The organism is Maridesulfovibrio salexigens DSM 2638 (genome assembly GCF_000023445.1).
Classification (GTDB): Bacteria; Desulfobacterota; Desulfovibrionia; order Desulfovibrionales; family Desulfovibrionaceae; genus Maridesulfovibrio; species Maridesulfovibrio salexigens.
This window is the reverse complement of record NC_012881.1, coordinates 224,190-236,336: the sequence shown is the minus strand read 5'-3', so window position 1 is coordinate 236,336 and position 12,147 is coordinate 224,190. Positions and strand designations below refer to the sequence as shown.

The window sequence follows — 12,147 nt, the reverse complement described above, 5'->3', positions numbered from 1 at the left end:
TTTTTCTGAGAGAGTAACAACAAAAAACTACTGTCAACACCTTTGCTGGCAGGATATTTCAGAGGATAAAAGACCATGCTTCAAATTCCCGAAGGATACAAATTCGCAGCCCTTGAGGCTGGATTCAAATACAGCGGCCGTAATGATCTGGCCCTGATTCTCAGCGAAGTTCCTGCTGTTGCAGCGGCAGTATTCACCAAAAACAAATTTCAGGCTGCACCGGTTACTGTGGGCAAGGAAATTCTTGCTGAATCACAGATAGTCCGCGGAGCCATCGTCAATGCCGGACTCGCCAACGCCTGTACCGGAGCTGAAGGGATTGAAGATTGCCGGGAAAGCCTTATCTTGGCTGCAAAATATCTTGGACTGAATTCACGCGATCTACTTCCCTCCTCTACCGGGGTTATCGGACCGCGCTTCAATATGGAAAAGTGGCGTGAGGTCGCACCCAAACTCAAGCCGGCACTTTCCGACAGCGATCCGGTCAAGGCTGCGAAAGCCATCATGACTACCGACAAATTTCCCAAAATTGCATGGGGCGAGATAGAATGTAACGGCAAGCCCGTACGTATGCTCGGCATGTGCAAAGGCGCGGGTATGATCTCTCCGAATATGGCTACCATGCTCGGCTACGTAACCTGTGATGCAGAAGTTGACCCCAAATGGTGGCAGGAAACTCTGCGCAGATGCATTGATAAAAGCTTCAACTGCATCACCGTTGATGGCGACACCAGTACAAACGACACTGTTATGGCCTTTGCCAATGGAGCATCCGGAGTCAAAGCTGATAGCGCAGAGACAAAAGATGCAATTGAAGCCCTGCTCCTCGATATCTGCCAGCAGCTATCTTATATGATAGTGCAGGATGCTGAAGGCGGCACCAAGGTCATGCATATTAAAGTAAGCGGCGCTGCATCGGATGAAGACGCTGAACTTATGGTTCGTGCTGTCGGTAACTCCCCACTGGTAAAAACCGCTCTTTTCGGTGAAGACCCCAACTGGGGCCGCATCGTAGCTGCCGCAGGCAGGAGCGGAGCAGAGTTTGATCCTGAGCAGCTGACCTTAAGCTTCGGTAAAATAATTGTATTTGAAAAAGGCAAGCCGGTTGAAGGTGACATGGACGCTCTGCTTGAACCGATCATGCGTAAGCAGGATGTTGAGGTAAACATCACTCTTGGTGATGGCGAAGGAACCTCCATGATGCAGGCTTCTGACCTGACCAAGGAATACATCAGCATTAATGCCGATTACAGATCTTAAAAATTTCACATTACACATATATAATCAGACTTTCCTATGATGAAAAACCTTAAAAACCGCGACAAAATGACCAGGCTTGCCGATTTCCTATTCGAAGTCGGCATGCTGCGCAAAACCCCGAGAACAGGATACCAGTTTCTGGGCACAGGATCTGAGTCCGTTGCCGACCACTCCTACCGGGTGGCTGTTCTCGGATACGTTCTGGCTGACATGGCTGGGGCAGACATGGCTCGCACAGTCTTCATGTGTCTTTTCCATGACCTGCATGAAGCCCGCACCGGGGACTTCAACTACGTAAACCGTATTTACAACCGTAGCTACCGGGATAAGGCTTTGCGGCACACGCTTGCCGGGACAGGACTCGAAGATAAAATATTCCCTCACTGGGAAGAGCTTGAGGAATGTGAAACCATTGAATCAAAACTGGCTCAGGATGCTGACCAAATTGATTTCATCCTCAACCTCAAAGAAGAACTGGATATGGGTAATCCCTACGCCGGCAAATGGATGGAATCGGCACTGAAAAGATTGCGAACTGAAGAAGGTCAGCAATTAGCCGATAAGATAGCTGAGACTGACCATAAAGACTGGTGGTATCTCGGTCCGCCTCCAAGCTGGTGGGAAAATAAAAACGGTCTTGATGACGAAGATTGATCTGAAGAACAACTAGTTTGGACCGGACAGGAGTTAATACTGCTCCTATACCTTTTTCGTCCTTTTATTTTCGAGATCATTGTGCTAAGGGGTCGGTTTAGCTTTGTCCAAAATTGACCGTTAGCACTAACATTACTGAAATTTAATTAACGTTTTAAAACTATTTATGGTAAGTAATTGCCCATGTCCCAAGTAGAAACTGAAAACAAATTACTCCTGCCGATAAATATGGTTGGTAAATTGAGCATTAACCTCCTCAATGAGGCAGGAGCAATGTTCATTTTCCTCATGCACGGCCTGCTTCATATTTTCAGTTCACTTGGAATTTTCAAAAAATCAGTAAAGGAACTTTACTTCATAGGAGTCAAGTCCATTACTGTTATATCGTTGATCGGGCTTTTCACCGGTATGGTTGTCGGCCTACAAACTCAGTACGCCTTATCCAAATTCGGTTCTGAAGGTTTTCTCGGAGCGGCTGTAGCTCTTTCGCTGGTGCGTGAACTAGGCCCAGTACTGACCGCCATAATGCTGACCGGCAGGGCTGGATCGTCCATGACGGCTGAAATCGGGGTAATGCGCATCTCTGAACAGATCGATGCCCTCGAACTCATGGACATCAACCCTATAAATTATCTGGTTAGCCCCAAACTGGTGGCTTCACTTATCTCCTTCCCGATCCTGACAGCCTTCTTCGATCTTATCGGGATTGTTGGCGGCTATTTGAGCGGAGTAATGCTGATGGGCGGCAACGCAGGCGTGTACTGGCACCGTGTTCATACCGCCTTGGGTTGGGATGATATTTCGGCCGGATTCAACAAATCTCTCGTATTCGCAGTTCTGGTCTGCACGGTTTGCTGCTTTCAGGGGTATTTTACCCACCACCGAAAAGACGGCAAAGGTCCCGAAGGCGTGAGCCAAGCAACAACAACCGCAGTAGTTATGTCCTGTGTTCTGGTTCTTGTAGCCGACTACATCATAACTTCCTTGCTTCTCTAGAGGGATCTGATGAGCACCAAGGCACCGGATATTAGAATCGAGACCTGACAATCGGCTACGGCGGAAATCCCGTAGTTTCCGATATCAATGCTACTCTTCCCGGCGGTGGAATTTCTGTTATTCTCGGACGCTCAGGCTGTGGTAAATCAACCCTGCTTAAAAATATCCTCAAACTCAACACTCCCATCAGTGGTGCCGTATATCTCGGCAGGCATGATATTTACAAACTCAAGCGCAAAGCCTTCCGCTGCCTGAAACAACGTATCGGCGTTCTTTTTCAGGATGGGGCTCTGCTCGGTGCACTGAACCTTTTCGATAACGTAGCTTTACCGCTGCGCGAGCACACCAGACTCAAGCAAGACGAGATCCATGACGTGGTCAGGTCGAAACTGAGTCTCGTGGGTCTTGAAAATTTCATGGACTACTACCCGAATGAACTTTCCGGGGGAATGCGCAAAAGGGCAGGTCTGGCCCGCGCAATGGTCATGGATCCAGACATCCTGTTCTGTGACGAACCCACGTCAGGACTCGACCCTATCAACTCGGCCGAGCTTGACGATTTACTCATTGAACTCAAAGAAAGGTTCGATATGACTATCGTGGTGGTCAGCCATGATCTGGCCAGCATGCAGACAATTGCCGATTACGTTGTAGTTCTCGGTGAAGGTAAAACTCTTTTCAAAGGTCAGAAGAATGAACTTCTGGCAACGGAAGAACCTTACCTGCGTCAATTCCTGGATCGTGAAAGTGAGGAACGTGAAGCTCCGCGCCTGACCATGGCTCCTCTTGATCCTTCTGTTATGAAAATGGATTGCGCCAAATACATTGGCGATTTGAACAGCAATTAATTTGGAACGGACTCCGGCATGAAAAAATATCCTAAAGAAACAGCAGTCGGCATATTCGTCTTTATCGGTCTGCTCTGTATTGTCTACATGAGTATTAAGCTCGGTGATGTGCATATGTTCTCAGACGACCATTACCATGTTACCGCCAGCTTTAACGATGTGACCGGGCTTCGGGTTAACTCTCCCGTTGAAATGATGGGCGTTCCTATCGGCTACGTAAGCAAAATTAATCTCGACATTGAAAAACAGAAGGCTGTGCTGACTTTAAGCCTTGAAAAGCGCATCGAACTGACTGACGATGCTATTGCCTCAGTTAAAACCAGTGGTTTAATCGGGGATAAATATATCAAAATAACTCCCGGCGGTGTTGGAGACCCCATTGAACCGGGCGGAGTTATCATTGAAACAGAGTCAGCAATTGATATTGAAGACTTGATCAGTAATTATGTTTTTGGCAAAGTCTAAAAAAAACAATTTAATAAATAATCGGTTCTCTAAAATGAAAAGAACATTATCCATATTCATTATCGTCTTGCTCCTCAGTCTTTCTGCGGGAGCGGCCTTTGCGGCAGAAAACTCACCCATGGTCCGGTTGCGTTCCGGGATTCAGGGAGTCATAGCAATTCTCAACGACCCTGATCTCAAAGGGAACCCTGACAAACAGGAAGAGATGACTCTCAAAATCCGCGAAACCATAAAGGATTTTTTTAATTTCGAAGAACTTTCCAAACGTTCCATAGGGCGGCCCTGGCTTAAGTTTACCCCTGAAGAGAGAGAAAGATTCGTTGATCTTTTCACTGACGTACTCGAACAGACCTACCTTGGTCGTGTCGGAGAATATTCCGGTGAGAAAGTCGCATTTGACAAAGAGACTATTATTAAGGGAAAATACGCACAAGTAGACACCCGTTTGCTTACCGGCAAACAGGATATCCCTGTTTTTTACCGCATGAAGCTCACCGATGGCGAGTGGGATGTTTATGACGTAAAAATCGAAGGCGTAAGTCTGGTCAAGAACTATCGCACACAGTTTACCGGAATTCTTGACACTACAAATGATAAGACCTTCGAGGCCAGCAAGAAAGAACTTTTCAAGCGACTCGAAGATAAATGTGCTGAGCTTAAAGCGAACCCTAAAGCCACAGCTGAAAACGGCATTAAATAACGGGAAATAACCATGACCAGGAACTATTCCACAACCATCCTCGCCTTTGTGGTTCTGACTATGATCCTTTTAACCTTTCCTTCACAGGTAAGGTCTGCGGATACGCAAGATTCCATAGTGGTGGCTCAAGTCGGCTCCGGCGTGATCGGTGCCGTTAAAAACAATCCTGAGGAATACGCTGAAGATGATTTCAGCGAGGATATGTGGGGGGATTCCGAGCAGCACGAAGAAGCATATGCTTCCGACCCATGGCAGGGATACAACCGTGCGATGTTCAAGTTCAACGATTATCTGTACTTCAACATCATGAAACCCGTTACTCAAGGCTACATGTGGCTGGTTCCGCTCAAGCCCAGAACCTGGACCAACAACTTTTTCCAGAACATGCTTTACCCCGTACGCCTGATAAGCTGTCTGCTGCAGGGTAAATTTTATACTGCCGGTGCTGAGACATCCAAGTTTGTAGCTAACTCGGTCTTCGGACTTGGAGGACTTGGTAATGTTGTAGGCGAAGCACAATCAACAATGCCTCTCTACCTCGGCAACGAAGATATGGGACAGACCTTCGGTGTCTGGGGCATCCCCAACGGTCCGTACTTCGTACTGCCCTTCTTCGGCCCTTCCACAATTCGTGATTCAGTCGGACTTGGAATTGACACCTTCGTGCTCAACCCCTTCTGGTGGTTCGGCATTCCCTGGTATTACTCCGCATCTGCCGGAGCTTACAACCAGATCAACAAACTTTCATTCCACATCGGTGAATACGAATCCCTCAAGGAAGGCTCTATTGACCCCTACCTCGCTCTTAGGGACGCTTACCTTAGTTACCGAGGCAAACAGGTCAGAGACGCCAAGATAGACCCAAACAAGCCTAAACCGAAGATGACCACCAACCCGGATGCGGCACCAGAAAAGTAGGCACCGTGAAAATCGCAGTAATATCTGACACTCACCTCCGTGAGCCCGATAAAAGGCTCACGGAGGTTTTTAATAAGTACCTTGCAAATGCGGACTTGCTCCTGCATTGCGGTGATTTGACGACTTTTTCCATGTGGCAGTTTTTCTGCCAGCACCCTAATTTCCACGCGGCGCTGGGCAATTGTGATGAATGGACCCTCTCTGACTACCTGCAACCGCTTGAGTCAGTAAATTTCCACGGACTGCGCATAGGTATTGCTCACGGCTGGGGCTCACGTTCGCAGGTTTCACTCAACGTAGCCCAGTCTTTCGGACCTGATTTTGATCTGGTCTGTTACGGACACACCCATATACAGGACTGGTCCATCGTCAGCGGAGTACAGATGCTTAATCCCGGCAGCCTGACCTCGCCACGAGATGAACGTCCGCCCTGTGTGGCGATTGTGGAAGTAGACGAAGAGCAGAACATGGAATGCTCATTCGTTCCTGTAGATTAAAAAAAGGCCGCAACATCCAGCTGGATATTGCGGCCTTCTTATTTAAAAGAATGGTTAACTAAGCATACGGATCGGAAAGAAGCTTATACTCGCCTCCCTTCTCCTCAAGAATCCCTTTGCCGGTCATCTCGGCAAGCAATCCCTGAAGCTTGTCGGTTTCGCCCGGAGCAAGCACCTTTCCACCTTCTGTCTCTAAATAAGACGGCGGCAAATAATCAGCCTTGCCTCGTCTGAAAAGTGCGATCAAAAACCTATCGGTTAATTTTTTTACTCCTGCCATTGCGAATCCTCCTTTCCGTAACAGTTAGTTCAGCATGAAATTGCGTAGCCCGGTAAAAAATATCTGGGCAGCGATGGATGCGACAACCAGCCCGGTCAAACGACTCATGATGTTCAGACCTCTCTTTCCGAGGAGACGTTTGAGGCTTGAGGAGATAAATAACAGAATTCCTACCGTTAATACAGCAGCAACAAGAGCACAGCAGGCCAAGAACATATCTTTATAGCCCTGCACACCCGAACCCATGACCAGCAAAGCGCCGATTGTTCCGGGACCGACCACGATAGGGATAGCCAGAGGCACTACCGCAATGTCGTCATCGTCTTTACCGGCATCGAATTTCTTGCCCCCTCCGTTGACCATATTCAGTGCAGAAAGGAAAAGAACAGCGCCTGCGCCGATGCGGAAGGCATCAAGGGTGATACCGAACACATCAAAGATATATCTGCCATAGAGGTAAAGGATCACTGAGCTGACAATAACTGCCACTGTGACTTTTACTGCCGTTTTTTTCCGCTCTGCCGGAGACATCTCCTGAGTCAGGGATAAGAAAGCAGAAATAGCGAAAAACGGGGTCAGAACAAAAAACAGTTTTAAGTAGGTTTGAAAGAATAATGCGAGCATTTTTTTTGCACTCACTGTAATTTATATTGTTTTAGAAGCGGATTTACACCCATATGTTCGAAATTGATGCAGCTCTCTACACCTCATTGATTATTCAATCAATACATTTTTACCAAAAAAAATTCCGTAGCTCTGAACGTATCTTAATCCGCTATATAATCGTTTCTTAACATTTTCCTTTCTTTCCACTTTTGAGGTGTGTTATAAACTAAAACCGAGACACGTATATCATACATAATAGCGCTATTTCCTCATAAGGAGGTTCCTATGTTGAAAAACATGAAACTGGCTATGAAATTAGGCCTGAGTTTTGGACTCATGATCATCTTAACAATTGCTATGGCCTATGTAGGTCATAACGGCATGCAGGGAATTGAAGACAGGGTCGACAAGGCAGACGACGTTAACCGTATGGTCCGCACTATCCTTGAAACCCGCATGAGTGAAAAAAACTACATATTGCGTTCAGACGATACCTACCTGCAAAAACACAGGAAATTCATAAGCGCTCTTCGGGAACAGATAGAAATCACAAATCAAAAGTTCTCACAAAAAGTTAACCACGATCAAATGACTGAATTAGGGCAGGCTGTTAATAAATATGAATCTGCCTTTGCACGCTATGTGGAATTGGTGAACAGTAGAGCGGAAACAATGGAAACAATGCGCGCATATGCACGCACGGCCCTCTCTGAACTTGAAAAAGTACGCTCAGAGCAAAAGGAACAACTGGAATCCATACTTGCAGAGACAAAACGAAAAATAGAAAGTGGAATAATCCGGTCGCAATTCCAGACCATCGGCTCAGTCTACAATGCGGGACAGCAGGATATTACCGATAAACTGTCCAAAGCTGACGATGCTAACCGAGCCATCAAATGGTTCATTAATGCCCGCAAAAATGAAAAAGAATATATAATTTCATCCGACCCAAAATATCTGGAATTGGTCAAAACTGACATCATCAATATTGAAAACCTGACCGATAACCTGAAACAAAGATTCAATAATCCTGGTAACATTGCTCAGGTTGCAGCAGTTATTAAATCCATTTCAAGTTACTACAGTAACTTTCAAAGCTATACCGAACTGATGGAAAAACAGGTTGAAGCTGAAAAAGCTATGGTTGAAGCTGCAAGAGAAGCTGACGCTGAGTGCCGCGCAGCCAGGGCAGACCAGAAATCCAAGATGCTGGCCCAGATAGAGACATCAACCACCATCCTTATCAGCGGCGCACTGATCGCCCTTTTCATCGGCATGCTGATCGCTTTTGTCCTCACCAAAGCCATTACCGGACCCATCCAGATGGGTGTACGTTTTGCACAGCGCATGGCTCAAGGGGATTTCACCCGCACTTTAGACATCAATCAAAAAGATGAAGTAGGTGTTCTTGCAGCCGCCTTGAACAATATGGTCAACCGCCTATCCATAGTTGTTGGCGAAGTGGGTAGCGCCAGTGAGAATGTAGCTTCAGGCAGTGAAGAACTTTCTGCAACTGCGGAATCACTTTCTCAAGCCTCCACAGAACAGGCTGCCAACGTTGAAGAGGTCTCCTCTTCCATGGAAGAGATGACCGCCAACATCAGGCAAAATGCTGAGAATGCCCAGCAGACCGAAAGCATTGCCGTGCAATCAGCGCAACAGGCAGAGGAAAGCGGTAGAGCAGTTACTCAAGCCGTTGATGCCATGAAAAATATTGCTGAAAAGATATCCATCATCGAGGAAATAGCCCGCCAGACAAACCTGCTGGCCCTGAACGCAGCAATTGAAGCTGCACGTGCAGGAGAGCACGGCAAAGGGTTTGCTGTCGTTGCCGCAGAAGTAAGGAAACTTGCAGAACGAAGCGGTGAAGCCGCCCGTGAAATCGGCGACCTTTCATCCGGCACTGTAGATGTAGCTGAAAAAGCAGGGGAAATGTTGACTCAACTGGTCCCGGACATCAAACGTACCGCTGATCTGGTGCAGGAGATCACAGCCGGAAGCAGCGAGCAGCTTAGCGGAGCAGAACAAATCAACAAGGCTGTCCAGCAGCTTGATCAGGTTACCCAGCAGAATGCTTCGGCTTCCGAAGAAATGGCCTCTACTTCCGAAGAGCTGTCCAGTCAGGCTGAAGAACTGCAGCAGACGATGGGGTTCTTCAGAGTTAACAACCAGAACCACAACACTCCCCATGCGCTTCCTGCTGCCCCGAAAGAAAAGTCGGCTTCACAATCGGAGAATGCAGCATCTTCCGGACTGGCACTGGATATGGGCAGCGATTACTCTGAAGATGAGTTCGAAAAATTCTAAACAGAACTAATCCCAAAAAAACAAGCCCCTCGACACATAGTGCCGAGGGGCTTTCATATTTGGATTAAGAACCGCAGCTATTTACCGCAGCACTTCTTGTATTTCTTACCGCTACCGCAGGGGCAGGGATCATTGCGGCCCACTTTGGGCTCGCTGCGGCGCTTGGGCTTTTTCTTGGTCTCGGTATTTTCGGAATCGGAATACTCGAGATCGGACTTGCTTTCCTTGTGCTGAAACTCGTCTTCGCGGACCTCAGTTTCAATGCGCAGGTGGCAAAGTGCACGAACTGTGTTTTCCTTGATACGGCCGAGCATCTCACGGAAAAGTTCGAAACCTTCGCGCTTATACTCGTGTTTAGGATCTTTCTGACCGTAACCGCGCAGGCCGATACCTTCACGCAGGTGATCCATATTCAGCAAATGTTCCTTCCAGTTACGGTCAAGAGCTTCGAGCAGGAAGTAACGCTGAATTTCATGGTAATGGTCGCCTGCACTCTCTTTGAGGGTATCGAGAATCTCACTGACCCACTCTTCCGCCTGTTCACGGGTAGGCAGTGCTTCCTTGAATTCCTCATTGCGGTTTATACCGAAGAGTTCATCAAGGCGAACGCGAACCATTTCTTCAGTCTCTGCATCAAGGGGCTTGCCCTTGGCTTCTTCGACTGCATAGAAAGCATCATCAAAGAGTTCTTCCACAAACTCTGCGGTCATCTCGTTCATGTCCTCGGAGTACATAACGTCACGACGCAGGGTGTAGATAACCTCACGCTGCTGGTTCATAACGTTATCGTAGTCCAGAAGCTGTTTACGAATTTCAAAGTTGTGGCCTTCAACCTTCTTCTGAGAGTTCTCGATGGCCTTGGTGACCATACCGTTCTCAATGGGCTCGCCTTCTTCCATGCCCAGTTTGTCCATGATTCCGGCAATGCGATCGGAACCGAACAGACGCATCAGGTCATCATCGAGGGCAAGGTAGAAACGGGTGGAACCGGGGTCACCCTGACGACCGGAACGACCACGCAACTGGTTGTCGATACGGCGTGATTCATGACGCTCAGTACCGATAATGTGCAGACCGCCGATTTCCAGAACACCTTCACCGAGCTTAATATCAGTACCACGACCAGCCATGTTGGTAGCAATGGTAACGTGGCCCTTGTGTCCGGCCTCGGCAACGATTTCCGCTTCCTGCTGATGGTGCTTTGCGTTGAGCACATTGTGAGGAATCTTACGCTTCTTGAGCAGGCTGGAAACCAGTTCCGATTTCTCAATGGAAACGGTACCGACCAGCACAGGCTGACCCTTCTTGTACTTGGCAGCAATATCATCGGCAATGGCGTTGTATTTTTCTTGCTGAGTCTTGTAGATGGAGTCAGGGAAATCTTTACGGATCATTGCGGTGTTGGTGGGAATTACGATTACTTCCAGATCGTAAATCTGTGCAAATTCAACAGACTCGGTATCCGCAGTACCGGTCATACCTGCCAGCTTGTTGTACATGCGGAAGTAGTTCTGGAAGGTAATGGAAGCGAGGGTCTGGTTCTCGGACTCGACCTTTACGCCTTCCTTCGCTTCAAGAGCCTGATGCAGGCCATCCGAGAAACGGCGACCGGGCATGAGACGTCCGGTAAATTCATCAACAATTACCACCTGACCGTCTTTTACGATGTAATCAACATCGCGAGAGAAAAGATGGTGAGCCTTGATGCCCTGCATTATGTGATGCTGGAAAGAAATATGCTGGGAGTCATAAAGGTTGTCGATACCCAGAATCTGTTCGCATTTCATGACACCGTCATCGGTCATGGTGATGGAACGGCCCTTCTCATCAACCTCGAAATCCTCATCCCTCTTGAGCAGAGGAATCATGGAGTTAACCCGACCGTACATGGAAGTAGCATCTTCAGAAGCACCGGAAATAATGAGCGGAGTACGGGCTTCATCAATGAGGATGGAGTCAACTTCATCGACAATGCAGTAGTTCAGTTCGCGCTGAACAAGCTGTTCCTTGTAGAACTTCATGTTGTCGCGCAGGTAGTCAAAACCGAATTCGTTGTTGGTACCGTAAGTAATATCGCAGCCGTAAGCTTCCTGACGCTCTTCATCACTTAAGCCGTGGACAACAACACCAACAGTGAGGCCGAGGAAGTTGTAGAGTTTGCCCATCCACTCGGCATCACGTTTGGCAAGATAGTCGTTGACGGTGATCAGGTGCACGCCTTTACCGGAAAGGGCGTTGAGAACAGCGGGAAGGGTCGCCACAAGGGTTTTACCTTCACCTGTCTTCATCTCAGCGATACGACCGCTATGCAGGACCATACCACCGACCATCTGTACGTCATAGTGACGCATTTCAAGGGAGCGTTTACCTGCTTCACGGACAAGGGCGAAAACTTCAACCAAAATATCATCAAGGGAGGTGCCTGCGGCGACCTGTTCTTTATATTCAGCTATCTTCTGCGGGAACTGCTCATCTGTGAGCTTTTCCATCTCCGGCTCAAGGGCTGCGATCTGATCAATCTGCGGCTTCAGCTTTTTAATGAATCTTTCATTTCGTGAACCGAATAACTTGGAAACAATCAAATTAAACATCTAAATTCCTTTTTCCTAGCGCGGA

12 protein-coding genes are annotated in these 12,147 nt (G+C 47.7%); 9 read left to right on the top strand and 3 right to left on the bottom strand.

Features of this window, described 5'->3' with window-relative positions:
- Positions 1 to 75: 75 nt before the first annotated feature.
- The 8 genes from argJ (at position 76) to DESAL_RS01110 (ending at position 6,338) form a co-directional block, all read left to right on the top strand.
- On the top strand, positions 76 to 1,260 hold the full coding sequence (gene argJ, locus DESAL_RS01145) for a bifunctional glutamate N-acetyltransferase/amino-acid acetyltransferase ArgJ (protein ID WP_012765816.1): 1,185 nt from the start codon (positions 76 to 78) through the stop codon (positions 1,258 to 1,260).
- Positions 1,261 to 1,296: 36 nt separating this feature from the next.
- Positions 1,297 to 1,914: an HD domain-containing protein gene (locus DESAL_RS01140; RefSeq protein ID WP_012765815.1), complete on the top strand. Its 618-nt coding sequence runs from the start codon at positions 1,297 to 1,299 to the stop codon at positions 1,912 to 1,914.
- A gap of 183 nt (positions 1,915 to 2,097) precedes the next feature.
- Positions 2,098 to 2,910 carry an MlaE family ABC transporter permease gene (locus tag DESAL_RS01135; RefSeq protein ID WP_012765814.1) on the top strand — a complete coding sequence of 271 codons (813 nt, stop codon included), beginning with the start codon at positions 2,098 to 2,100 and terminating at the stop codon, positions 2,908 to 2,910.
- A gap of 44 nt (positions 2,911 to 2,954) precedes the next feature.
- Complete coding sequence (locus DESAL_RS01130) at positions 2,955 to 3,758, top strand: ATP-binding cassette domain-containing protein (RefSeq protein ID WP_041721557.1); 804 nt, start codon at positions 2,955 to 2,957, stop codon at positions 3,756 to 3,758.
- Positions 3,759 to 3,776: 18 nt separating this feature from the next.
- Positions 3,777 to 4,223 carry an outer membrane lipid asymmetry maintenance protein MlaD gene (mlaD, locus tag DESAL_RS01125; RefSeq protein ID WP_012765813.1) on the top strand — a complete coding sequence of 149 codons (447 nt, stop codon included), beginning with the start codon at positions 3,777 to 3,779 and terminating at the stop codon, positions 4,221 to 4,223.
- 34 nt (positions 4,224 to 4,257) lie between these two features.
- Positions 4,258 to 4,923, top strand: coding sequence for a Tgt2/MlaC family protein (locus DESAL_RS01120; RefSeq protein WP_012765812.1), 666 nt, complete (start codon positions 4,258 to 4,260; stop codon positions 4,921 to 4,923).
- Between the two features lie 12 nt (positions 4,924 to 4,935).
- Entirely contained in the window at positions 4,936 to 5,841 is a 906-nt protein-coding gene (locus DESAL_RS01115; protein ID WP_012765811.1) for an MlaA family lipoprotein, read from the top strand.
- Positions 5,842 to 5,846: 5 nt separating this feature from the next.
- Entirely contained in the window at positions 5,847 to 6,338 is a 492-nt protein-coding gene (locus tag DESAL_RS01110) for a metallophosphoesterase family protein (protein WP_012765810.1), read from the top strand.
- A gap of 58 nt (positions 6,339 to 6,396) precedes the next feature.
- Here DESAL_RS01110 and DESAL_RS01105 read toward each other — a convergent pair whose 3' ends face one another.
- Both DESAL_RS01105 and DESAL_RS01100 read right to left on the bottom strand, forming a co-directional pair.
- On the bottom strand, positions 6,397 to 6,618 hold the full coding sequence (locus DESAL_RS01105; protein WP_012765809.1) for a hypothetical protein: 222 nt from the start codon (positions 6,616 to 6,618) through the stop codon (positions 6,397 to 6,399).
- A gap of 24 nt (positions 6,619 to 6,642) precedes the next feature.
- Complete coding sequence (locus DESAL_RS01100; protein ID WP_012765808.1) at positions 6,643 to 7,242, bottom strand: MarC family protein; 600 nt, start codon at positions 7,240 to 7,242, stop codon at positions 6,643 to 6,645.
- A gap of 267 nt (positions 7,243 to 7,509) precedes the next feature.
- On the opposite strand from DESAL_RS01100, the gene DESAL_RS01095 reads away from it, so the two are divergent.
- The gene (locus DESAL_RS01095; protein WP_012765807.1) at positions 7,510 to 9,531 is read left to right on the top strand and encodes a HAMP domain-containing methyl-accepting chemotaxis protein; all 2,022 of its coding nucleotides are present in this window, start codon (positions 7,510 to 7,512) and stop codon (positions 9,529 to 9,531) included.
- Between the two features lie 77 nt (positions 9,532 to 9,608).
- Here the strand turns inward: DESAL_RS01095 and secA are convergent, their stop codons facing one another.
- On the bottom strand, positions 9,609 to 12,122 hold the full coding sequence (gene secA, locus DESAL_RS01090; RefSeq protein ID WP_012765806.1) for a preprotein translocase subunit SecA: 2,514 nt from the start codon (positions 12,120 to 12,122) through the stop codon (positions 9,609 to 9,611).
- Positions 12,123 to 12,147: the final 25 nt, after the last annotated feature.

Excerpts from the sequence above, each read along its gene's own strand:
- argJ (WP_012765816.1), top strand. The coding sequence starts at position 76 with ATGCTTCAAATTCCCGAAGGATACAAATTCGCAGCCCTTGAGGCTGGA.
- DESAL_RS01140 (WP_012765815.1), top strand. The coding sequence starts at position 1,297 with ATGATGAAAAACCTTAAAAACCGCGACAAAATGACCAGGCTTGCCGAT.
- DESAL_RS01135 (WP_012765814.1), top strand. The coding sequence starts at position 2,098 with ATGTCCCAAGTAGAAACTGAAAACAAATTACTCCTGCCGATAAATATG.
- mlaD (WP_012765813.1), top strand. The coding sequence starts at position 3,777 with ATGAAAAAATATCCTAAAGAAACAGCAGTCGGCATATTCGTCTTTATC.
- DESAL_RS01120 (WP_012765812.1), top strand. The coding sequence starts at position 4,258 with ATGAAAAGAACATTATCCATATTCATTATCGTCTTGCTCCTCAGTCTT.
- DESAL_RS01115 (WP_012765811.1), top strand. The coding sequence starts at position 4,936 with ATGACCAGGAACTATTCCACAACCATCCTCGCCTTTGTGGTTCTGACT.
- DESAL_RS01105 (WP_012765809.1), bottom strand. The coding sequence starts at position 6,618 with ATGGCAGGAGTAAAAAAATTAACCGATAGGTTTTTGATCGCACTTTTC.
- DESAL_RS01100 (WP_012765808.1), bottom strand. The coding sequence starts at position 7,242 with ATGCTCGCATTATTCTTTCAAACCTACTTAAAACTGTTTTTTGTTCTG.
- DESAL_RS01095 (WP_012765807.1), top strand. The coding sequence starts at position 7,510 with ATGTTGAAAAACATGAAACTGGCTATGAAATTAGGCCTGAGTTTTGGA.
- secA (WP_012765806.1), bottom strand. The coding sequence starts at position 12,122 with ATGTTTAATTTGATTGTTTCCAAGTTATTCGGTTCACGAAATGAAAGA.